Origin of the sequence: Desulfosporosinus youngiae DSM 17734, from assembly GCF_000244895.1 — a bacterium.
Lineage (GTDB): Bacteria > Bacillota > Desulfitobacteriia > Desulfitobacteriales > Desulfitobacteriaceae > Desulfosporosinus > Desulfosporosinus youngiae.
In genome coordinates this window covers 558662-582007 of the sequence record NZ_CM001441.1, presented here as the reverse complement: position 1 = coordinate 582007, position 23346 = coordinate 558662, and the positions used below count along the sequence as shown (strand labels likewise).

Here is a 23346-nt window from a genome sequence, read left to right as displayed (position 1 = left end):
GAGGATTTTATGAAGGCTTTCGCGAGCGAACGAAAGAAGCCGCTGACGTTAAAGGAGAAATCTTATCAACCAACTAAGCCATTGATGATCCTAAGATTATTGCAAGGATTAGCTCTCCCTGTTTTTATTCTTGTTCTATGGGAGGTCTTAAGTGGCTTGGGCTGGTTAAATGACTATCTTCTTCCTCCTCCCTCGCAGATTTGGGAACGTTTTTCGACGATTGCCGGTAACGGACAACTAACAAGACATATTGGAGCCAGTCTGTACCGCGTAGTTTTCGGGTTCGGCCTGGCTCTGTGTCTGGCTCTTCCTTTGGGTTTCTTACTCGGTTTATTACCGGGTATCCGTAATTATTTGTCTCCCAGCTTGAGCTTTCTGCAGCAAATTCCCGCCATTGCCTGGATTCCTATGTTCATTCTCTGGTTGGGTATTGACGAAGCATCCAAGATTGCTATCATTGTTTATTCTGCCTTTTTCCCCCTCTTTCTTAACACATTACATGGCATCGCCAGCACGGACCCTCAGCTGAAAGAAGTAGCCTACACTTATGGTCTTTCCCGCTGGGGTCTGATGAGCCGGGTCTATCTTCCATCGGCTGCTCCCTCTGTCTTTGTCGGTATGAGACTCGGTCTAAGCTTTAGTTGGCGCTCCTTAGTGGCGGCAGAATTACTCGGGGCTTCCAAGGGGATCGGCTACCTCATTCAGGAGGGCCGTGAAATGGCACAGCCTGATTTGATGCTTGTAGGGGTGTTCGTTATTGGCCTCGTCGGCCTTATCTTAGATTTTATTTTCAGCCGTCTGGAAAAGAAGTTATTACCCTGGCAAACAAAGGTTGATACTAAAGAGGTGCCAAAGTGGCAGATTTCTTAGAAATTAATAACATTACAAAATCCTTTAACCTCGGCAAGGGTCAGGTTCTCGCTCTCGATAATCTTCACTTTAAGGTTGCCTCAGGCGAGTTAATTTGCTTACTCGGTCCGAGCGGGTGCGGAAAGACAACCTTACTTAGGATTATCGCTGGTTTGGAAAAGCAGACATCCGGGCAAATCCTGTTTAAGGGCCGGCTCATTGAATCTACAGGTCGGGAAAGAGGGATGGTTTTTCAAGAACCCCGCCTTTTTCCGTGGTTGACAGTGGCAGAGAATATCGCCTTCGGAATAAAGGGACGAGTGGAAAAAAACCTTCTGCGCAAGATCGTCCACGACTTATTAAAAATGGTCGGGTTAAGCGATTTTGCCAAGGCCATGCCTAACCAACTATCCGGCGGCATGGCGCAAAGAGCCGCTATCGCCCGTGCTCTGGCAGCGGATCCCCAAATCTTGTTGCTGGACGAGCCGTTTGCTGCTCTTGACACCCAAACACGAACCAAATTACAATCCGATTTATTAAACTTATGGCAGTCTACGCACAAAACTTGCATCCATGTCACTCATGACATGGATGAGGCCTTAATTCTTGGTCAGAGAATCATTGTCATGCACCCTTCACCAGGAAGCATTCGAAAAATCATTCAAGTCCCGTTTTCATATCCCCGTTGCCCGGATCACCCTGATTTTATGGCATTGAAGAAAGATCTCCAAAACTTGTTTTAAAGGATTAGAAAAGAATAGGGACAGTAACTTATACGTTCGCCGGGCAGAACGAAGACCGCCTTTTTGTAATTGATGAACAAAAAGGCGGTCTTCAAACTATTTAGGAACAATGACTTATACCAATCGGCGTATAAGCGATGGATTTGGCTGATAAAACCCGTCCATACGTTAGATCCAAATCAGGATTAGATCTTCTTACGCGGCACATAGCTGGTATGCAGCAGCTTATGGGCTCTTTCTCCATAGGGTTCGCCCAGATAATCCTTATAAAGACCTATAATGGCCGGATTTTCGTGCGACTTCCGCAAAGGCTTAGCGCGGTCTTCGCGGTATAAGGCTCCCGCTCGATCTGCAAGAATATCCAGGTTTCCATGATGATAGGGCTGTCCGCCTCCACCGATACAACCTCCGGGGCAAGCCATAATCTCGATTACGTCATAATTGCTTTCCCCTGCTTGTATTTTCTCAAGAACCTTACGAGCATTACCTAAACCATGGATAACCGCAGCTCGATAATCTTGTCCAGCGATTGGGATTACAGCTTCTTTAAGCCCATCCATTCCCCGGAGGGCTTCAAACTCCACTTTTTCTAAGGTTTCGCCAGTGATCACCTCATAAGCTGTCCGCAAGGCGGCTTCGAGCACTCCACCGGTTGCTCCAAAAATAACGGAAGCACCGGTTGATTCCCCTAAGGGGTGATCAAATTCCTGGTCTTTGAGGTGATCAAAATGAATGCTGGCTTCCCGAATCATGCGAGCAAGTTCACGAGTAGTGATGACGATGTCCACATCCGCAGTTTCCGCGCCTTGCGAAAGTTCAGGACGAGCTGCTTCGTATTTTTTAGCAACACAAGGCATGACGGAAACAACCGTAATAGTTTTGGGGTCAATCCCCAGCGTTCTCGCATAGTAACTTTTGATTAAAACCCCTAACATTTCATGAGGAGATTTGCAGGTTGAAGGAATGTCTAAGAGATCTGGAAATTGATGTTCAAAGAATTTAACCCAGGCAGGACAACAACTTGTGAGAAGAGGCAAACGTCCACCATGTTTTATGCGGTGCACAAGCTCTGTTGCTTCCTCCATAATTGTCAGGTCAGCAGCAAAATCCGTATCAAAGACTCGGTCAAAACCAAGTCGTCGAAGAGCGGCGACCATCTTACCGGTCACAATCGTCCCAGGTTCTAAGTCGAATTCCTCCCCTAGCGCGACCCGTACGGCTGGCGCGGTTTGGACAACGACAAATTGATTAGGATCGTTGAGAGCTTTCCAAACTTTATCGACCTGATCCAGTTCGGTCAATGCACCAGTTGGACATACTGCGATACATTGTCCGCAAAACGTGCAAGCGGTTTGACTAAGGGGCAGGTCAAAGGCTGTTTTAATTACCGTCTCAAAACCACGTCCTACAGCGGAGTAAACGCCAACCGTCTGTACCTCGTTGCACATGGTTTCGCAACGACGGCAACGAATACATTTGTTAGGATCCCGAACAATGGAAGAACTTGACCGGTCGATTTCAAACTCGGATTCTTCCCCTTCATAAGAGATATGGCGTACCCCTAATTCCGAGGCTAAGGATTGAAGGTCACAATCTTGGTTTTTTGCACAGGTCAGACAAGATTTAGGGTGGTCAGAGAGGAGAAGTTCAACCATAGCTCGTCTGGCCTGAATAGCACGCAGCGAATCCGTTCTGACCACCATGCCATTTGCTACGGGAGTTGAGCAGGAGGAAGCCAGATTGCGGCGGCCCTCTATTTCGACAACACAAACTCGACAGGAAGCGATGTTATTATTGTAGTGCATTTCATTAAGCTTTAAGTAGCATAAGGTTGGAATATCTATGTTTACGGTCCGGGCGGCGTCTAAAATGGACGTTCCTTCTGGTACTTTAAGCACTATATCGTTAATCGTTAGTTGAATATCCATATGGAGTCCTCCTTCAGGGATACCTTAATGGCAGATGATGGCGCCAACGACGCGGCATTGTTCCATACATGCCCCACATTTCAGGCAGCGTTCTTGGTCGATGATGTGGCGCTTCTTGGTGGTGCCGGTGATGCAATGCATAGGACATTTCTTTACGCACAGGCCGCACCCTACGCACTTTTCTGTGATTTCGTATTTTAGCAAGCTCTTACAAACGCCGGCCGGACAGGTTTTATCGACGACATGCGCAATGTATTCTTCGCGGAAATATTTTAAAGTAGACAGGATCGGATTGGGCGCACTCTGCCCTAATCCGCACAGTGCTGTGTCCTTAATGATATGACACAATTTCTCCAAATTATCTAAATCCTCCAGAGTCCCTTTGCCTTCCGTAATCTTAGTCAAGATTTCATAAAGGCGTTTGGTTCCCACCCGACAGGCCGTGCATCGGCCACAGGACTCATCCATCGTAAACTCCTGGAAGAACTTGGCTATATTGACCATGCAATCATCTTCATCCATGACAATGAGTCCTCCGGAACCCATCATCGAGCCAATTGCTGCTAAGGATTCATAATCAATGGGGGAATCTAAATACCTGGTTGGAATACATCCGCCGGAGGGCCCTCCGGTTTGTGCCGCCTTAAAGGTCTTGCGCTGCTTAATTCCTCCGCCAATGTCGAAAATAATTTGCCGGAGGGTTGTTCCCATTGGAACTTCCACCAGTCCGACATTATTTACTTTGCCAGCTAAAGCAAACACTTTTGTGCCTTTACTCTTTTCCGTGCCAATTGCCGAAAACCAACCTGCTCCCTTTAAAATAATTGGGGGGATATTGGCTAAGGTTTCCACATTGTTGACACTGGTTGGTTTTCCCCACAATCCTTGTTGGGCGGGAAAAGGCGGTTTGACGGAAGGTTCTCCTCTGGCGCCTTCAATGGAATGGATCAGTGCCGTTTCCTCACCGCAGACAAAGGCGCCGGCTCCGAGTTTAAGCTCAATATCAAAGCAAAAATCGCTGCCTAAAATATCTTTGCCAAGTAAACCGTATTCTCTTGCCTGGGCAATGGCAACTTGTAAACTGTGAATCGCAGCAGGATATTCAGCCCGGACATAAATATAACCTTCAGAAGCTCCAATGGCTACACCCGCGATCATCATAGCCTCTAAAACGCTATGAGGATCGCCTTCCAGGACGGAGCGGTCCATGAAAGCACCTGGGTCCCCCTCATCAGCGTTGCATATGATATAACGCTGATCAGCCGGGCTTTTACGAGTCAGTTCCCATTTCAGGCCGGTAGGAAAACCTGCGCCGCCCCGTCCCCGCAGTCCACTGTCTTTCAGGACGCCAATGACCTCCAAAGGAGTCATCTGAAAAAGAACTTTGCCTAAAGCCTGATAACCGTCAGCGGCAATATACTCAAGAATATTTTCCGGGGCAATGTAACCAACGTTGCGCAGCGCTATGCGAAGCTGTCCTTTGTAAAAAGGAATATCAGCGGCAAACCGTTCTTTGGTGTTTGGGTCCGTAAAAAGAAGGTGTTCTACAATATTACCTTTTACAAAGTGCTCTTCGATGATGGTCGTTACGTCATCTGCCGAAACCTCACAATAAGTGACATTATCGGGGAAAATCTGAATCATCGGGCCCTTTTCACAAAAACCAAAACATCCTGGTTGAAAGACTTTAATCTGTTCAGACAGCCCAAATCCCTTGAGCTCCTCTTCCAGCCGTTTGGCTATATTGGGACTGCCCGAGGAGTGACAACCAGGACCTCCACAGACCATAACATGCCTTACTAAAGCTTGGGTGTTTTCTGTGCTAATCGAATCGACAGCCTGCCGGGATTCAAGAAGTTTGAGATTGTCGGCTCGTAATGCATTTAATGCATCGATATTTAAGAGTTTCATATGGCTTTTCCCTTCCTTCGGTGACCTTCTTTGGTCGTGACTCCTGTGTCAAGGGGACGGTCCCCTTGACACTCTTGGCACGCTTCTTAACTCTCTGGGCGATATTTTGCCAGAACCTCATTAATGTCTTGGGGATTTTGCATGCGTCCATGCACTTCACCGTCGACGATCATGACTGGAGCGAGGCCGCAGGCTCCAACGCAGCGCAAAGTTTCTAAAGTAAAGAGATTATCCGGAGTGGTTTCTCCAGCTTTAATCTTAAGCTGATTTTCGAGCTCATTTTTTAATTTTTCGGCCCCTCGTACAAAACAAGCGGTCCCTGTACATACGTTAACAACGTGTTCCCCTCTCGGTACCATCGTAAAAAACGAGTAGAAGCTCACAACACCATAGACTGTCGCGGAGGGTATATCAAGCTTCTGGGCAATATGCCACTGTACATTATCAGGTAAGTATCCGTATATTTCTTGAGCATAATGCAGGACCCCAATAAGATTCTCCTTTTTGTGGGTCAAACTGTCGATATAGTCATCTAGCTTTTTGACAAATGGATTCGGCGAAGCCGCGTCACACATAAGAATCCTCCTTTATTACGAACATACTTCTATTTAGTTACACCTCTCTTCTATATAATGTCTTCTATTAAGGTAATGGAATCAAGAATAATGTCTATGCCATAAGTTTAACGTTCTTCTCTCTGCCTGTCGTGTTTATGTACTTTAAATAAGCGTTTTGTGAGTAAAGAAAATTTTATTAATTATGAAAAAGTGAATTTGTTGCCTAATCAGTCAATTTAGACAACAATTCTCATCATAATAAAAAACGGCCCTCATCGAGGGCCGTTTTTTACAACGGTATAAATAGCTTAACAGGCCGGCCAACTGTGCCGTATTTCTGTTCAGATCTTAATGCCCCGCTATGTTCTAAAAACTCGAGGTAACGACGTACAGTTACCCTTGTCAGCTTAACTCCTTCGGCAACTTCCTCAGCAGAGAGAGGACGCCGGTTGGCTTGCAAAAATTGAGTTATTTGCCCTAAAGTGGCTTGATGCAAACCCTTAGGCAACCCCGCTTCTCCGATTCTTCCAACAATATTTGGGATGGGTATTGGCGGACATTCCGCAGTCAGCAAATTTTTGGTTTCTATTGGTTCATTCTCCGGGCTGTTGCAGGTCATACGGCTAATTTCCTCTGTCAGAGATTGAATCTGCTCCACCATTTGGTTGAAGGCATCCTCAAGCTCTCCAATTTCCTTGGCTCCGGAAACCTTTACTTTCTCGGTAATGTGACCGGTTGCTACGTCCCGGGTTGCTAACATGATATTGTGCAGAGGATAAACGATAGCTCTCTGAAGGAAAAACCACGTAAGAAGAGCTACCAAACAGGTTAAGACTAACCCAATCCCAGCCGTTTTAATTAAGGATTGAGTGAAAATCTCCTGCTCATAGGCGTGCGAAATGCCGACGTAAAAAATCCCGATGATGTTCCCGTTTTCTGTGCGCAATGGAATGTAACCCGTTTGGTACCATTCGCCTACGACATTAGCCTCTCCTACATATGTCTGACCATCCTGAAGTACTGTCTGGGCCACATTGGGAGCAACCTTAGTCCCAATCGCCCGTTCCCCGTTTGAGCCGCGGACCGTGGTAGCGATTCGCGTGTCTCCTAGAAATATGGTTACTGTGTCCCCTGTAAGATTTGCCAAATGGTCTACTATATCATTATTAAGGCTAATTTTTATGGAGCCTTTATACAGATTTCCGGCTTGCTCCGACCATGGGCCGGGATATGTCTTATCCAGGATTTCCTCACAGGTTGCCAAATCTGTTTTAACTTTGATGATAGCCGTGGCTACAGCCCGGTCTTTCATATAGAACCCCATGACAACAAGAAAGCTGGATGCCAATAGTATAAGCGACCCCAACAAAAATATAAGAATTTGATGTTTTAGCGAACGCACATAGTTCACCTCTTTCGGCTTAATATCTATTAATTCAAACAAAATATTTAGAGTAACTTCGATAATAATATTAATAAAACCTCTATTTAGACAATATTTATTGAAAAAAATAAATATTTATGATTTCATCCATTCTTTCAACCATGCTTTTTAGACTAATTATAACACAACCTGACACAAACTATTTTCCATAAATTTCATGCAAATTCTGTTTATATATAAGCATTAACCGTTTAATTTCTAAGCAAACTAAGAGCACAATGAAAGCAAATGTTTAAAGCTTTGGTCAACACAATATCATATCACCTAATGGATAGATTAAAGGAGGAACGACTCAATGAACTGGAAAAAGCCTTTCTTAGCCTCAATTATCTCCCTTACATTCTTGACGGCATTGGCTATGGGATGTAACAAGGCAGATGAAACCCCAACTCCTCAGCCGACTGGGCCTCAACTAACTGAAACACCAAAGGTATCTTATGTAGGGGAGGATTCATGTAAAGCCTGTCACAGCGAGACCTATGAAAGTGTCACTCATACGAAACATCACGTAGCCTTTAAGCCTCTTGCTGATTTTCCTCTGGATAAACCTTTAGAGCCAATTACCATCTTTGATTCAGCTAATAAAGACAAACCAACCTCCACAACTCTTGACTTATCTAAAGCAAAAGTTTACGGAGTCATGATGGACCATTATATTGTTGCTGAAATACCTAAAGAAGCCGGATTTAAAGAGCAATATTATCGTGTGGGATCTCTTACGAAAACAAATGATAAATGGACGGTCGAATCCCCAAAGCAAGCCGATGTCGATAAGGATGGCAAAAATGATTGGACTGCTGAAAGTTATACCTGCGGAAAATGCCATTCTCCTGGTGTCGAAACCGGATCTCCCAGCTATGGCATATCTTGCGAGTCCTGTCACGGCCCTGGTGAAAATCACGTAAGTGCTACCGATAAGAAGGGAACAATGAGTCCTGATATGGCAAGAAAATCATGCAATACCTGTCATGAAAGCAATCCATCCAAAGATGCCCAAGGCAACTTTATCGCTAATACCCACTATGGTACCCGCAATTACTTTGCAAGCAAACATGCTCAGAGTTTACAACTGAATCAATGCCAGACTTGCCATACCACTCATAAAGCGAATGCTAATGGTTCTCTCCTTCCATCGGACAAACCAACCGATAACTGCGCTAAATGTCACGCTGGAAAAACCTTCGATCTGGATAAACTAATGTGGAAAAACCCAACGGATGAACGCGGACACTTCACAAGAGATCATAGTTTCGGGGCAATGAAATATGAAGATCTTCAGGATGATCCGGCAACAAAGCCGATTGAGATAAAAAATCCTACATTAATCGAACTGATTAAGAAACAGCTGCCTGCACTGGCTAAGTAGTCTCACCTTTCAAATAAGGCAAGGGTAGTTGATGCATTGACAATGCACCAACTACCCTACTTTTATAGTATAAACCATTAATTTTCAATTGATGAAACGCTTTGGTTTCAAAGTTGCTTATCAGTAATATTACAGAGATTTAATTAATCTAAGACCAACAGGGCAAACTTTTCTTAGACTGCTTTCCACTTTGTAATTTCTTTAAAATATTTCTCTCGTAATGCAGGATTATTGTTCAGGAACGTAGAAATTGATTATTTTAAGGAGAGGAACCTGGCCAGGGGGAATAATACCTATGACGATCCGTTCCCTATCTAAATTAACACGCGCCTATGTTACCGCTTTAAGTTTGATTGCCTTATTGACCCTTGCAACGTTCATAACCATGTATTTAAGTATCTTGACACAAAGGGATAGTGCGCTGCTCGTGAATTTAAGCGGCAGTCAGCGCTGGTTGTCTCAGAAAGCAGCTCTTCTGAGTGTTGAGCTGGTTTACATTGCAGATTCAACCGAGCGTGATCGAACTCGAAAGCAACTGCGGAGTATTATCGATCAGGTAAAGACAAATCACCTGGCATTAGTCAAAGGTAATCCTAATCTGACCGCATCCCACAACTTATCTCCTCAGATGCAGGAAGTGTATTTCAGCCCGCCTATAAATATGAACTCACAAATAAATCAATATCTATCTGAGGCTCTGGCTTTAGCTGATGAACCTGAACACTTACTTAATTCTGATAATCCCCACCTTGCTTATCTGCTTCATAACAGTGAAAACCTCTTGGAATCTCTCGATCAAATTGTATCCATGTATCAGCGGGAAAGTGAGGCCAAGGTTCAGCATCTTCGGATGGTTGAGATCAGCAGCGGCTTGACCATTCTTCTCACCCTTGTGTTTCTGGGTTTGTATATTTTCCGGCCATTAGCAAACACTTTATTCAGAGAAAGGTCTCAATTAGAGAAAGCAAATCAGGAACTAAGTCTTCTTTCCTCAGTCGATGGTTTAACAGGTATCGCCAACCGCCGTCATTTTAACCAGTTTTTTGAACAGCTATGGCTGCAGGCGACCTATACTCGCGAGCCTATCGCACTCATATTATGCGATATTGATTTTTTTAAAGCCTATAATGATACTTATGGTCACTTGCAAGGGGATGAATGCCTTAAGAAAGTGGCGGCTTCTTTAAAGAGCTCTCTCAAACGGCAAGGGGATTTTGTGGCTCGTTATGGCGGGGAAGAATTTATAGCCGTCCTCTCCAACACGGACGTCGAAGGTGCCTTGAAAATTGCTGAAACTCTGCGTGTTAATGTGGAAGGCCTTGAAATACCTCATCTCCTTTCCTCGATTACTCCAAAGGTTACGATTAGTCTGGGAGTGGCAATTGGGTATGCTGATCCCGCAAAGCAACCGGAGACATTAATTGAAGCTGCGGATAATGCTCTTTATCAGGCAAAACAGGGGGGGCGCAACCGTTATAAATTAGCTGACTTATCCGGTTAACAGTTCTCTAAGGTAGTCCAAGTGAACTTGTTCAACTGACGTTGAAGATTAGGTTTCGAAATAGACCCTCAGGCCGCTGTCGCGGCACCAGCAGAGGATGAAAACGGGAGTGCTCTCGGGTCGGTCAGCTTCTCGCACATCCGTTCACTCAGTACTCCGAGGCTCGCCCACTCGCCGGTGCGGGACTACCTTCAGCGGATAAGTATTCTTTGGAGATAGCCGCTTCGGCGAAACTGTCCACCGGACACTTTCGTGCCAAACCTCAGGGTAATACCTGATGTGAACCCGTGGCTCCGTATCCCCGCACCGTCTTGTGGGCTTTTACCGCCTCTCCATGCAATGGGTTCGCTTCTGTGGACGAAGCTGCCCTGCTTGCGGGCCAAGGGATTCTTCTGCATGTCTTTAGGTTCTTCTTTCAGGGTAGGGCGCGTTAGGACTTAAAGATGAACAAGACCCTGCTCCCAACTGGGAAAGCGGGGTCCTGCGCTTAAATAAACTTTAGGAGGTTGTATTATGAGTTTTGAAATTAACAAATGTGTAAAATGGGTTGGCAAAATAGACTGGGAACTGCAAAAGTTCCATGGTGACGAATACTCCACACATCGGGGTTCCAGCTATAACTCATACCTTGTCCGTGATGAAAAAACAGCTCTTATCGATACTGTTTGGACTCCTTTTGCCAAGGAATTCGTCTCTAAACTAAAGCAGGAAATTGATCTGAATTCGATTGATTACATTATTGCCAATCATGGCGAACCTGATCATAGTGGGGCTTTACCTGAGTTGATGAGGGAAATTCCAGATACTCCTATCTACTGTACCGCTAATGCCATTAAATCCTTAAAAGGCCAGTATCACCAGGATTGGAATTTCATCCCCGTTAAAACAGGCGATAAACTCAGCCTTGGCTCAAAGGAGTTTATTTTTGTGGAGGCCAGAATGCTTCATTGGCCTGACACGATGTTTACTTATATGACCGGGGATAATATTCTTTTCAGCAATGACGGATTTGGTCAGCATTTAGCGTCAGAGCATATGTTTAATGACTTAGTTGACCAAGCCGAGTTATATCAGGAAGCCCTTAAATACTATGCTAATATCCTGACTCCCTTCAGTAAAATGGTGGAGAATAAAATCAACGAGATCTTAAGCTTTAACCTGCCCGTCGATTTGATTTGTCCGAGTCATGGTGTTATCTGGCGTAATAATCCCCTGCAAATTGTTAATAAATATATGGACTGGGCGAAGGATTACCAGGAAAATCAAATTACGATTATCTACGATACAATGTGGAACAGCACCAAGCAAATGGCTGAAAAGATTGCTGCCGGGATCAAGCAAAGTGACAGCTCGGTCACCGTCAAGCTGTTTAATTGCAATTCCACTCATACGGATAAAAATGATATTATTTCCGAAGTCTTTAAATCAAAAGCTATTCTGGTAGGTTCGCCTACTATCAATAAAGGTATCCTTTTCTCAGTTGCCGGGATTCTGGAAATGATTAAAGGCTTAGGGTTTAAAAATAAAAAAGCGGCCGCCTTCGGCAGTTATGGCTGGAGCGGTGAAAATACTAAACTTATATCGTCTGAGTTAAGCAAAGGCGGATTTGAACTTATTAATGAAGGCTTGCGAGTAACTTGGAATCCGGATAGTGATGCGGAAGCCAGTTGTCTGGAACTTGGCCGGAGTATCGGGGAAGCACTTAAGTAAGTTGTCTACCCTGTAACTATCAAGAATGAATGGGAGCGTTATACAACGCTCCCATTCATTCTTGGTTCCCTATAGACGCCCTTATTTTGAGATCCCAGCCATCCGGCCCGCCATTTTTTCAACAGTTTTTCAGTGGCTTCCACGGCCAAAGGGTCGAATTGTATACCTTTGTTCAGGAGTATTTCGTCCCAGCATTCCTCCCAGGATAAAGCCTTGCGATACGGCCGGGCCGAAGTGATTGCGTCGATAGAATCGGCAACCCCAATAATTCTTGAACCCAGTGGTATTTCATTCTCTCGCAAGCCACTAGGATATCCTTTTCCGTCCCATCTTTCATGATGGTGAAGCACGATTTCAGCGATTTCTTTGAGCCCTTTTGATTTAGCTAGAATTTTATAGCCAATCTCCGGATGGGTTTGGATTTGAGCCCATTCATGAGGCAGAAGTCTATCTCTTTTGTTTAAAATGGTTTCTGAAATACCCATCTTGCCAATATCATGAAGATGTGCAGCTATATGAATGTTTTCCAGTTCCAAACCTTTAAGCCCCATGGCACGTCCCAAGTCATAGGACATATCTCCGACCCTGGAAGAATGACCGCTTGTATACAAATCCTTCGCTTCCAGAGCAGTTGCTAAACACTCAATGATATCGTGGAAGTGTTGCTGTCGTAAAAATCGTTGTATGAATTGAAACATTGATGTTTCCTCCGCCTGATCGTCGATAACAGCTTATGCCCCTTGATTCTACACGATCTTATCTTCAAGTTCGTCCAGCAGTCTATCCAAGGAAGCACCACTGCTGCTATGACTTCTGAATACCGGTATTTTCTTCCTCTTCGCTTCTTTAACTGCCGTGTGAATCATTTTATGGGAGACCGTCGAAGTGAATAAAACAATTCCATCAGGCGATCCGATTACCTTATCAAACTTAGTAGGCATCTGGGTATAGACTTTTACATTATGTCCGCGCTTAGAGCAAATTCCCATGTATTCGCTATGCATTCTGTCGTGACCACCAACTAATACGATACTCATTATCTTACCGCCTCCTACGATTTTTTTACTACCTGCCTGCATTCACTTTGATCGTTTATTGAATAGTAATAATACTTGCTTTGCTTGCAAATTTCTTTGACGCTGGCCAGGATGCTCTTATTATGTATTTCCGAAAGCTATGATGGGCTTCTCCATCGCAGCCGCTGTTTAAGCACCCTTTATGCACCTTTTTGTTGATAACCATTCTCATCTTTAATTTTAAAAAAAATTCCTTCAGAATCCCTATCTTCGGAAAATAACCTCTAAAAAATAGTTCAGCATAAAGTGATACGTATTATGCTTCAAAGTATTGTGGTTCAAAGTATTATGTTAGGTTTGTATTATTCCTATCCGTAAGGTTTATGTTGGTATTGATAATCATTATCAATCTTCTTTAGGGTTATAATATCATCAATGTCCCCTTCCGTCAACCATAAGTTTTCGTCTAAAATCAACACGCTTTGCCTCCTCAAGCCTCAAAACAAAACTAAAAATTCTTCCTAATTAGAAGGAGTACACCGATAAAAACAAGAATAACTTAGATTATGACAGGTATATTATGGAGGTGGCCGGCAATGACCAATAATCATTTCGAAGGCGGGTATGCTCCTGCATTTATGAAAAGCAGAGAAAATCTGTGCAGATTGATGCCGCAGACTATTATGGAACGTTCCCTTTGTGATTTTTCAAACGAATGCTTCAGTATCGAGAGCTTCGGTCAGACGATCTTAATATCCTATCCGGAAGGGCAAATTATTTCAGAAACCTCCCATTCACTGGACAAACGATTACTCCTGCTTAATTATTTATCCTACGCTAAAACGATCCCTCTTTCCGGTCAATGGATATCCTACCGTGATTTACCCAGTGGAAATGTCTTCTATCCACATATTAAAAAGTATGCAATCGAAGCCTTAGGGGATTTTTTCTCCGGTTGTGACAAAGCTATATTGCGCCGCAGTTTAAGAGAAGGGGGGTTTGAATTGATAAACGGCAAGGCTGATCTAAGCGCCAAAGGTTTCTTTGCTCCCAGAATTCCGATTCTTCTGCACTTCTGGGAAGGAGAAGAGGATATACCTTCAGCCAGTCAAATTCTCTTTGATAGTACAATATCAGAACAAATGCATATCGAAGACAGTGCTGCGCTATGCACCATTATCAAAAACCAGGTTGTAAATTCATATAGGCTTGCCTTAAAAGAAGCTAAAACGGACTATGTATTGTAAATAGCCCGTGAGCGGTATGACAAACGTCTAGGGAATCCCTAGACGTTTGTTGCGGTATTCGATTACATAGTTTTTGCCAAATACAAATGATCTTTTCGTACAAGTTTAGATTCCTCAGAGAGGTCGGCGCAAAAATGATCGATAAACTCTTGAGGCAGTTTCTTGATTAACAGCACTGGTATATGGGACTTGTTCAGAACGCTATGAGCCAGACTGCCATACATTAGCCCTTTCAAACTACTTGGTCCTCGCGTACCCATGATGATTAATTCAAAATTCTTTTTAGTGGCGTATTCGATGATGGCCTCAACGGTATCAGGGATCGTTGGATTAGCGAAGATAACCTCTTGAGTAATGCTCAATCCCTTCCCCCAAAAAACTTCGTTAAGTTTAGTAAATAGTTTAGAACACAAGTCTAATTGATCCGATTCTTCCTTTTCTAATAAAGCATTTTTCCATTCCAAGTTAGGGCCGGCCGACCATAGTTCCATCAAATTATAATCCTCTGGCCTGGCCCCTTTGATAGTTTCTTGAACATGCAAAATCGTTAAACTCATGTTAGATAGCCTATTGAACAGGTTGGCCGTATACACGGCCGCAGACAATGAATACCGTGAGCCATCAAAATACAACAGCACCTTATATAAATCCTCATTCATCCTAAATAATCACCTCATATTTTATTAAATAAGTTTAGTGCCTTACTTAGCTGAACTTTGTTTTAGGGTACTTTGTGCCGAACATTGAATATCTGTCTTCTTATCCTTCTTAAACCGGATAATATAGCGAATGATCATTAATACTCCGAGAATAGCACCACCATACAGTGTAACCGTAGCTGCAAAATCAAGAACCGTGGCAACTCCTTGAGAAAAATTCGCTATTTTGAGATCCACCAAATAGCTCGGAATTGCAAAGGCTCTGCTGAGAGCAGACATACCGATAACTACCGCCATTACTAGTTTTATTTGAAATTCAGAAACCATTTTAGTGGCATTTGCACCGATGTGTAAGCCCAACAGCGAACCTAAATAAAGCAGTAAAACCAAACGAATATCCACAAAACCGCTCAGCGCATACTGAAAGGCACCAGAGGCCCCGGAGAATATCGCCAAAAATAACTCAGTACCTGCCGCCACCATCGTCGGAATACCTAGGACGTAAATCATTGCCGGAACTCCAATAAACCCACCAACGCCAACAGTACCCGCCAACCACCCCGTTGCCAGGGCAATTAAGGCGACGAACCATAGGGATACACGAACATCCGCAACTTTAAAATAAATCATCGGGGGAATGTTGATTTGACTCAGTTTTTCAGCTAATCCTTTAGGTTTATCACCCTTTTTATGGTCAGGATTTAAAATATCCCTGAGAATAAATACCGAAAGAGCGGATAAAAGAATAACGAATACCATACTGATATACAAGTTTGAACCTGCTTTACCCATGCTGTTAAAGATAAATTCATTGAGGTAAACTGCTAAATTAACCCCTAGCAATAGGAAAATAACCATGCAAATCCCCAGCTTAACATCCACATTTCCCATTTTGGAATGTTTTCTTGCCCCAACGATTGCCTTGCCAAATTTGTGGGCAAGGTTTGAGCTTACTGCAGCAATGCCTGGCACTCCCAGGGCCATCATACCCGGAGTCATAACAAAGGCGCCCCCACTCCCAATAAAACCACTTAACATACCACCTAAAAATCCCAATCCTGCCATGGAAAATGCTGTTTTTGGTGTAATATCAATAAATCTCATAACTTCTCCGACTAGACTTACTGCTTCGCCTGCCATTGTTTAACCCCCTTTCTAATGAGTGCTTTCTAAGCCGAGTTTGCTTAAAACATGAGATACCGCTGTCCCATAGAGAAAAGCGATGCCAATGACTGTACCCAATAGACAAAGCGCGGGAATCACTGACTTACTTAGAAAGAAATGATTCAGGTGATCGATATTCATGAAAATCAAAAGGTAAGCACAAACAGATAAAACCAAGAAAATGATAGTCTCTAAAGAGCTCGATTCAGATGCCTTACTCATATCCATCTCTCCTTTATTTCTGATTGCCCAAGGTATTTATAAAGAAATATCCCCCCTTATCAAATTTGTGATATAATTCTCTATATAGCAATTGCCGTGCCAATACGAATAGCCCAGTATTCTCTGCATTTATTGTCACCATTAAAAAAAGAAGTGTAGCATATGCTATACTTCTACTGCTTAAACCCTGAAATTGACATCCCTATAATTTAGGCACTTTATTATCCCTTTTAGGTTTTGACTTGTTTTCCTGAGAATAACGGATATGTATCTTTTGCTACACTCAAATGCATTATATGATTCAAATTCATGAATCCCCCGATAGTAGGAGGCGGATATGATTTGAAGGTCCATAAAAAATTGCTATTATCTTTCAAAGAAAAGAGTCTTGCCAATCAGTTAGTTACTATCTTCGCCATTATTATGCTTGTGCCTTTGTTGGCCTTGATGTACGATATTTTCTTCGCTTCGCAGACAGATCAGGTTATCTTCTTCGATAAAGAACAGAGATTAGCAGCCCTGGTTAATAGTACAAATCAAGAGCTGACGCTAAAGCTGGAGTCTTTGGGAATTGAGCCGGAAGATACCTCATCGACGCTTCTGCACAACGAATTTACAAAGGTTGTGGAACCTTACATCCCGTCAAATTCAGGTATTCGTTTCGGATTATACGTTCCCCAGGCAGAAAAGATTACTGTATTAGGATTCTTACATAATTATCGGAACCTCTCCCCGGCAGAAGAAACTCAAAGGGAGAAGGACATATTTGCCAATACTAAATCAAGCCTTGTGGCAGCTGAGATGGGTAATGAGCCCCTCGTTCGAATTTCCGGGTCTTTAAACGACCAAGTCGTTGAATACATTTCTCCTGTGGTTTTAAAAGGCAAGGTTGTTGCTGTGATGTGGGCGGGGGAGCGGCTCAACCCCTTCTTTTATGAAAGCAGTTTCTACCGGAAATTGCTTCGTTATTTCACCTTAGGCGTACTGGCATTGGTTATGTTTGCTGCTCTGCGGACCATTCGTACGATCACAACCGGAGTAGACCGCTTAAAGCGCGGCTTGCATCGTATGGAGTATGATATGCATCACCTTTTGCCGGAAATGTCGGGTGAACTGGGTCAAGTCGCCCAGGCGGTTAACCGGATGGCGGAAAGCCTGTCCGAAAAGGAACGGCTGGAAGATCAGCTGAGACAATCTGAACACCTTATTGCACTTGGGCGTTTAGCTACCGGAGTAGCCCATGAATTACGTAATCCCATTGGGATTATTAAGACCTTAGTCGATCTTATGAAGCAGGAGTATTCCCAAATGAGCGGCATTGAGGAATACACACGAGCCATTGATGAGCAAGTGGACAGACAGGATATGGTGATTCAAGAACTGCTTGACTTCGGACGTCCCACCAAAGTGGCTATTAAAGAGTGTTCTATCAATGACCTAATAATGGGAGTTTTATCATTTTCAGCAGCGATGTTGAGAAAGCAAAAAGTAAAGGTTCAATTGGAGTTGGATGATAATCTTCCCAAGATCCTTGCCGATACCGAAAAGCTAAAACAGGTATTTGTAAATATTATTGTAAACGCTGCTGAAGCCATGCCCTTTGGTGGTAATTTAGATATTAAAACAAGTCAATCCGATGATTTAATGATTGTTAGTTTAACTGATACCGGGGAGGGAATATCAGAAGAGGAACTACACAGAATATTTGACCCTTTCTACACTACTAAAGACGCTGGAACCGGTCTTGGACTATCAATCTCTTATCAAAGTATTAAATTACATGGTGGCATGATCGAAGTGGACAGCGCCCCCAATAGTGGCACAACCTTTATCATTAAGCTTCCTATCTCGCCATAATGTTCGAAGGAGAGTGATCTTCTTGATACCTAGAATTCTGGTCATTGACGATGAAGAGAGAATGTGTTGGGCATTAGAAAGAGCTCTAAGTAATGAAGGATACCAGGTAGTAACAGCAACAAAAGGTTTGCAGGGCATTGAAATGGCTCTTGAAACTGAACCTTCTACCGTGATATTGGATTTGAAGATGCCTGATATTGATGGTATTGAGGTGTTAAAAAGGCTAAAAGGTATTAATCCAAAAATCCCTGTCATTATGATTACCGCTCACGGGACCATTGAAACTGCGATTGAAGCCATGAAAATCGGAGCAAGCGATTATATTACCAAGCCCTTTAAACTTGATGAATTAAAAGTACAAGTAAAACAGGCCCTTCATTTAGGTAATTTAGAGAATGAAGTTAATTATTTGCGTCTGGAATTAGGTAAAAAATATGGAAAAATGATTGGTCAGAGTGAGGCTATGAAAGAGGTTGCCCTTCTAATTCAGCAGGTTGCCAAAACAAATGCCACTGTTTTGATCACGGGGGAAAGCGGAACTGGTAAAGAAGTCGCAGCTGTAGAAATACATAAGGCCAGTAACCGTGCTCACATGCCCTTTGTAGCGGTCAACTGTGCGGCACTGCCTGAACAACTGTTAGAAAGTGAACTGTTCGGCCACGAAAAGGGAGCCTTCACCGGTGCAACCAACAAGAAAAAGGGCCGCTTTGAGTTAGCTGATAAAGGGACTATTTTATTAGACGAAATTGGTGATATGCCAATTAATATGCAGGTAAAATTACTGCGTGTTTTGCAGGAAAGGTGCTTTGAGAGAGTTGGAGGCACTGAAACCATTCAGATAGATGTCAGGGTCATTGCCACCACTAATACAGAGCTTTCTACAGCCATCTCCAAGGGAACCTTCCGGGAGGACCTGTATTATCGCTTAAATGTTATGCAGATCAATATGCCCCCGCTCAGATTACGAAAGGACGATATTCCTCTGCTGGTTAATCATTTCCTGGGAAAATTTGATCCTTCCCGCACTAAGAAAATTTCCCCTGAAGCTATGAAGATTTTGACTTGTTATGACTGGCCCGGCAACATAAGAGAGCTGCAAAACGCCATTGAAAGACCTCTTATTGTTTGCCAGAGCAATGAGATTCAGCCGGTACACCTGCCCAAGGAGTTATTGGAAAGTACAAAGCAGACTTCAGATCTGATCATCAATCTCCCCGAGGCTGGTTTCTCGTTGGAGGAGTTGGAAAAACGTCTTATCATTAAAGCCTTAGAAAAGCATAACTATAACCAGACGAAGACCGCGAAATATCTGGGGATTTCCCGTCCAACCCTTCTATACCGCATAAATAAACATGGCCTGAAGCTGTAGTTTACCGGTTCTTTCTGGAGAAGCGCTCACGGGCAAGCAGATAAAAAAGACTAGCCCATCCTTAAACAAGAGCGGGCTAGTCATTTTATATAAATTCTTTGATATAATCTCCAGCTATTTAATAGAGACCATGTGCCTTATTGATATCAATAACAAAGAGTATCCCATTTCCAGGATCATCAATTTTCATAGTAGTTCTAATTGAAGAAACAATAGCTTCAGTAATGGTTTTTTCAGACAATATCATAACGATTTCCTTTTCCGGCTCGATAGCCATTGCCAATAACTTACTGTATTCATGAATACCGGCACCTCGGGCATTGATAATCGTGCCGCCTTTGGAACCGCCCAAAACTGCTGCATCAATAACCGATTCTGCCATACCCTTATCTACAATTGTGAAGATAGCATTATACATAATATCTTCTACACCTCTGCTTTCAGTATCTTTAGAATAGCTGCAATTTCTAGCTCCCAATAAGTTCGCAATAGAAGTAGAAAAGACTATGCCGTGATTTGGTTTTTCAAACTTAAATTTTTTATTAAGTTCTGTGAACGCACGATCAGAACAATCCGCCTCGCATATCAACAAAATTATTTCTTTTTTAACTTCATTGAGACCCAGCAAGTCTAACAGATGATTCTGTACGGTTCCTTTTCCCAGCAAAGCTGTAAATCCGGTTATTCCAAGTTCTTTCGAAGCTTTAATGACCTTTTTGCCTGCCCCATAATTTACAACAACACAAAGCAAATCAAATTGTTTTATATCACAAATGGTTTCCACCCGCATCTAATCCTCCCTTTTTAGTCTTAATTTGAAAGATTAAACCTAAAACTTGCAAAGCAATCAGCGGAGTTAAAGCTACCAGAGCAATTACTCCAAATCCATCAATTAAGACATTGGCACCTTCAATGGCTTCTGCCGCACCATGTGCAAAAGCTAAGATAAACGTTGCCGTCATAGGACCAGAAGCAACACCTCCAGAGTCAAACGCTATGCCAACGAATAGGTTCGGCACAAAGTAGGTCAATAGAACGGATATTAAATAGCCCGGTAAAAGATAATGCCACAATTGAATCTCCGGTATAACAATTCTTAGCATTGACAAAGCCACAGCAAAGGCAACTCCAATGGAGAGTGCAAGCATTACTATACCTTTTTTGATATGCCCACTTGTTACAGTTTCTATTTGATTGGTAAGAATATATACAGCAGGCTCAGCTAAAATTACAACCAGCCCAAGTATAAAACCAATAAGGACAAGAATCCAATCATTATCAAGAGAAGCAACCCTGTAGCCTACAACCGAGCCAATCTCCATAAAGCCGGCATTGACTCCTGTTAAAAAGACCACCAAGCCAATATATGAATATAATAGCCCTTTGAGTATTTTTGAAAATGCTTTTTTTAATAGTTTAAATGAAACCTTGTTAAAAATCAGAAATAGTATCAACAAGGGTAATAAGGCAAAAAAAACCTCAAACATCATGGTGGGCAACTTTTCAACAAATGGTCCTATAACAGAGGTCGATTCTAACTTAGCAGAGTCTATCCCTCCAGTAATCTTATCCGTTTTAGAAATAATACTCATGATCATGACGGCTATAATCGCACCTGCCGATGCTATTGCAACCAGACCAAAACTATCCTCTTCTGAGGCTTTACCCCCTTTTTTCAACGAAGATACCCCTAAGGAAAGAGCTAATATAAAGGGTACCGTCATTGCCCCGGTCGTAGCTCCTGATGCGTCAAATGATATTGCTAAAAATTCAGACGATGTAAATAATGCTAAGCCAAAGATGAGCAAATATAGTACAGTTAACACTTTACGTAATAACTGATTGTAAACGATTCTCAATAAACCCAGCGATACCATCACTGCAATTCCGATGGAGACAACAACGACAATAGAAACTTTAGATATCATACCTGATGTTACATTACTAACCTGACCGGCAAGAATATGCAGATCGGGCTCTGCAATTGAAATAAAAAAGCCCAGCAATAAACCAGCAATTCCGATAACCCACATTTTATTGCTCTTAACAAGAGATCTTCCCATTAAAGTACCTATCGGTGTTACACCAAGCTCTACACCCATTAAAAAAATTGAAAGGCCGATAATGATTAAGGAAGCGCCGAGTAAAAACCTGAAGATTACATGGGATTCAAGGGGAGTAATTGTGAAATTTAGTAGTAATACTATGAGGGTAATTGGAACAACTGCAATAATGACCTCTTTAAACTTTTCACTTAGAACACTCAAATATTAGTCCCTTCCTTTCCTTAAGTCAATATAAAACTAGCTGACGTTTATAATTGACTATAGCTTTATTCTATGGTTAGTTTTCGCTTTCTTTTACTACGCAGAAAGTCAATGAAATCGCGTACCTCTTCGATCTCTTGATCGGTTAAATCGTCAATATCTGTTATGCGTGATGTAACTGGGCAAGGAGGACTACTCTCCATATATCCTGAGGCATGCATTATCTCCTCAAACGTCACTCCAAGGGGAATTGCAATGGCCTTTAGCACAAGAGGGGAGGGCTTTTTTCGTTCTCCATGTTCAAGGCGATGTATCTCTGTATGGCTTATATTTGCTAGCTCAGCTAGTTTACGGCTGGAAAGGTTTTTTGCGGTTCGATGTTCTAAGATAAATTTTCCCAGATCACTCATGATCATCCTTCTTCCTCGAGAAAGTTGAGTTTTCCTTATTACAATAAGTATACCACAGTTGTAACCTAAAGGGGACGTTTTTTCAAATTTAATTGACAATAGGTTCCGCTAGTCAAGGACCTCTCGGCTGTTTCTAGCCGAGAGGTCTCTCATCGTTTAAAGCTATTGTAACAATTATCCTGACTTTTCATGCACGGGAAAAACAAGGGGACAGGTACACTGTCTGATACTAAATCAGGCATGAAAAATTAGATGTTAATGGGTATAAGATCCAGCAGCGATTTATCACTTTGCAGCAAACATGTAATAAGTTATTGGCATCTTAGTATCAGATACTCAGAAGAAACAAGGCGGAACATAAGATAAGACCTCTCGCGCATTTGCCCGGAGGTCTATGTCCCTTACATTTTTTATTGCTTTCTTTAGACTATAATCAATCGCCCCTGTTATCATCTTTCATGAAATCTCTGCCGCATCTAAGTCCGCGGCAACCGCCGCAACCGCAGGATTTTTCATGTCCTTCACACAGCTTGTAATCTCCGCCTTCTATTCTCAGCACTTTCCCATTGACCAGAGACTGAGCAAGTTTTTTTCGAGCATCCGTATAAATACGCTGAACAGTTGTTCGGGCAATATTCATATGGTCGGCACACTCTTCCTGCGTAAACTCCTCTAAATCAATGAGTCGAATTGTCTCGTACTCATCTACAGTCATAACAATATATTGCTCGGGTTTTATTGTAACATTAAGCGGCCCAAATCGGTTACTTTCCGGCAAACAACATACTTTCCTGCATTTTCTGGGTCTCGGCATAATTTATTCACCTCAATCTTACGATATCTAAACTTGTGTGGCACCGACTCTGACGCTTTCAGACAGGCGAACTAACACTAATATACCAAAATTTATAAGTTTATTCAAAAAGGCTTTTTCATTTTTTCTTATACCCAATCGTTTATAATTGATAAATACTATAATCAGTATTACTATGTTTAACAGGGGCTGTCTCATTGAGATAGCCTCTTGTCCGCATCTGATTCGGAGCTTACTTTTTATGCTGCAGTGATAAAAAACGAAACAATGCTACTAAGTCAGCAAAGGCTTAATTTATATTTGCCAAAGAAT

The 23346-nt window shown here is 42.7% G+C and carries 21 protein-coding genes; 8 read left to right on the top strand and 13 right to left on the bottom strand.

Annotated elements, in window-relative coordinates:
• Window positions 1–9 precede the first annotated feature (9 nt).
• Together DESYODRAFT_RS02795 and DESYODRAFT_RS02790 are read left to right on the top strand one after the other, a co-directional pair.
• On the top strand, window positions 10–870 hold the full coding sequence (locus DESYODRAFT_RS02795) for an ABC transporter permease (RefSeq protein WP_007779138.1): 861 nt from the start codon (window positions 10–12) through the stop codon (window positions 868–870).
• On the top strand, window positions 855–1592 hold the full coding sequence (locus DESYODRAFT_RS02790) for an ABC transporter ATP-binding protein (RefSeq protein WP_007779135.1): 738 nt from the start codon (window positions 855–857) through the stop codon (window positions 1590–1592). The genes DESYODRAFT_RS02795 and DESYODRAFT_RS02790 overlap by 16 nt, the downstream gene beginning before the upstream one ends.
• Before the next feature lie 185 nt (window positions 1593–1777).
• On the opposite strand, the gene DESYODRAFT_RS02785 is transcribed toward DESYODRAFT_RS02790, so the two are convergent.
• The 4 genes from DESYODRAFT_RS02785 to DESYODRAFT_RS02770 all read right to left on the bottom strand — a co-directional run bounded on the left by DESYODRAFT_RS02785 (window position 1778) and on the right by DESYODRAFT_RS02770 (window position 7390).
• A complete protein-coding gene (locus DESYODRAFT_RS02785; protein WP_007779133.1) occupies window positions 1778–3520 on the bottom strand; it encodes an NADH-dependent [FeFe] hydrogenase, group A6 in 1743 nt (580 codons plus the stop codon).
• Window positions 3521–3544: 24 nt separating this feature from the next.
• Window positions 3545–5431, bottom strand: coding sequence for an NADH-quinone oxidoreductase subunit NuoF (locus DESYODRAFT_RS02780; RefSeq protein WP_007779130.1), 1887 nt, complete (start codon window positions 5429–5431; stop codon window positions 3545–3547).
• 86 nt (window positions 5432–5517) lie between these two features.
• A complete protein-coding gene (locus DESYODRAFT_RS02775) occupies window positions 5518–6006 on the bottom strand; it encodes an NADH-quinone oxidoreductase subunit NuoE family protein (RefSeq protein ID WP_007779127.1) in 489 nt (162 codons plus the stop codon).
• Window positions 6007–6277: 271 nt separating this feature from the next.
• A complete protein-coding gene (locus DESYODRAFT_RS02770; RefSeq protein WP_007779125.1) occupies window positions 6278–7390 on the bottom strand; it encodes a cache domain-containing protein in 1113 nt (370 codons plus the stop codon).
• A gap of 337 nt (window positions 7391–7727) precedes the next feature.
• Between DESYODRAFT_RS02770 and DESYODRAFT_RS02765 the strand changes: the two genes are divergently transcribed.
• The 3 genes from DESYODRAFT_RS02765 (at window position 7728) to DESYODRAFT_RS02755 (ending at window position 12009) form a co-directional block, all read left to right on the top strand.
• On the top strand, window positions 7728–8798 hold the full coding sequence (locus DESYODRAFT_RS02765) for a cytochrome c3 family protein (protein WP_007779122.1): 1071 nt from the start codon (window positions 7728–7730) through the stop codon (window positions 8796–8798).
• Window positions 8799–9093: 295 nt separating this feature from the next.
• Window positions 9094–10299 (top strand): GGDEF domain-containing protein, encoded by a 1206-nt coding sequence (locus tag DESYODRAFT_RS02760; protein WP_007779119.1) that lies wholly within the window; start codon window positions 9094–9096, stop codon window positions 10297–10299.
• Window positions 10300–10812: 513 nt separating this feature from the next.
• Entirely contained in the window at window positions 10813–12009 is a 1197-nt protein-coding gene (locus tag DESYODRAFT_RS02755) for an anaerobic nitric oxide reductase flavorubredoxin (protein ID WP_007779115.1), read from the top strand.
• A 38-nt stretch (window positions 12010–12047) separates the two neighbouring features.
• On the opposite strand, the gene DESYODRAFT_RS02750 is transcribed toward DESYODRAFT_RS02755, so the two are convergent.
• Both DESYODRAFT_RS02750 and DESYODRAFT_RS02745 read right to left on the bottom strand, forming a co-directional pair.
• Window positions 12048–12707 carry an HD-GYP domain-containing protein gene (locus tag DESYODRAFT_RS02750; protein ID WP_007779114.1) on the bottom strand — a complete coding sequence of 220 codons (660 nt, stop codon included), beginning with the start codon at window positions 12705–12707 and terminating at the stop codon, window positions 12048–12050.
• A gap of 48 nt (window positions 12708–12755) precedes the next feature.
• Complete coding sequence (locus DESYODRAFT_RS02745) at window positions 12756–13046, bottom strand: DUF2325 domain-containing protein (RefSeq protein WP_007779110.1); 291 nt, start codon at window positions 13044–13046, stop codon at window positions 12756–12758.
• A gap of 575 nt (window positions 13047–13621) precedes the next feature.
• Here DESYODRAFT_RS02745 and DESYODRAFT_RS02740 point away from each other — a divergent pair.
• On the top strand, window positions 13622–14272 hold the full coding sequence (locus tag DESYODRAFT_RS02740) for a DUF3786 domain-containing protein (protein ID WP_007779106.1): 651 nt from the start codon (window positions 13622–13624) through the stop codon (window positions 14270–14272).
• 62 nt (window positions 14273–14334) lie between these two features.
• Here DESYODRAFT_RS02740 and DESYODRAFT_RS02735 read toward each other — a convergent pair whose 3' ends face one another.
• From DESYODRAFT_RS02735 to DESYODRAFT_RS02725, 3 genes are read right to left on the bottom strand one after another with little or no spacing between them, the layout of a single operon-like run.
• Window positions 14335–14931 (bottom strand): universal stress protein, encoded by a 597-nt coding sequence (locus DESYODRAFT_RS02735; protein ID WP_007779104.1) that lies wholly within the window; start codon window positions 14929–14931, stop codon window positions 14335–14337.
• Between the two features lie 42 nt (window positions 14932–14973).
• Entirely contained in the window at window positions 14974–16071 is a 1098-nt protein-coding gene (locus DESYODRAFT_RS02730) for a sulfite exporter TauE/SafE family protein (RefSeq protein WP_007779102.1), read from the bottom strand.
• Window positions 16072–16086: 15 nt separating this feature from the next.
• Window positions 16087–16317 carry a hypothetical protein gene (locus DESYODRAFT_RS02725; protein ID WP_007779100.1) on the bottom strand — a complete coding sequence of 77 codons (231 nt, stop codon included), beginning with the start codon at window positions 16315–16317 and terminating at the stop codon, window positions 16087–16089.
• Between the two features lie 309 nt (window positions 16318–16626).
• Between DESYODRAFT_RS02725 and DESYODRAFT_RS02720 the strand changes: the two genes are divergently transcribed.
• Window positions 16627–18174: an ATP-binding protein gene (locus DESYODRAFT_RS02720; protein WP_042338145.1), complete on the top strand. Its 1548-nt coding sequence runs from the start codon at window positions 16627–16629 to the stop codon at window positions 18172–18174.
• A gap of 22 nt (window positions 18175–18196) precedes the next feature.
• A complete protein-coding gene (locus tag DESYODRAFT_RS02715; protein ID WP_007779096.1) occupies window positions 18197–19543 on the top strand; it encodes a sigma-54-dependent transcriptional regulator in 1347 nt (448 codons plus the stop codon).
• A gap of 118 nt (window positions 19544–19661) precedes the next feature.
• Here DESYODRAFT_RS02715 and DESYODRAFT_RS02710 read toward each other — a convergent pair whose 3' ends face one another.
• The 4 genes from DESYODRAFT_RS02710 to DESYODRAFT_RS02695 all read right to left on the bottom strand — a co-directional run bounded on the left by DESYODRAFT_RS02710 (window position 19662) and on the right by DESYODRAFT_RS02695 (window position 23034).
• Entirely contained in the window at window positions 19662–20333 is a 672-nt protein-coding gene (locus tag DESYODRAFT_RS02710; protein ID WP_007779093.1) for a P-II family nitrogen regulator, read from the bottom strand.
• Window positions 20311–21810, bottom strand: a complete 1500-nt coding sequence (locus tag DESYODRAFT_RS02705) for a DUF1538 domain-containing protein (protein ID WP_007779089.1) — start codon at window positions 21808–21810, stop codon at window positions 20311–20313. The genes DESYODRAFT_RS02710 and DESYODRAFT_RS02705 overlap by 23 nt, the downstream gene beginning before the upstream one ends.
• 65 nt (window positions 21811–21875) lie before the next feature.
• A complete protein-coding gene (locus tag DESYODRAFT_RS02700) occupies window positions 21876–22220 on the bottom strand; it encodes a helix-turn-helix domain-containing protein (RefSeq protein ID WP_007779086.1) in 345 nt (114 codons plus the stop codon).
• A gap of 433 nt (window positions 22221–22653) precedes the next feature.
• Complete coding sequence (locus tag DESYODRAFT_RS02695) at window positions 22654–23034, bottom strand: DUF134 domain-containing protein (protein ID WP_007779084.1); 381 nt, start codon at window positions 23032–23034, stop codon at window positions 22654–22656.
• Window positions 23035–23346 lie beyond the last annotated feature (312 nt).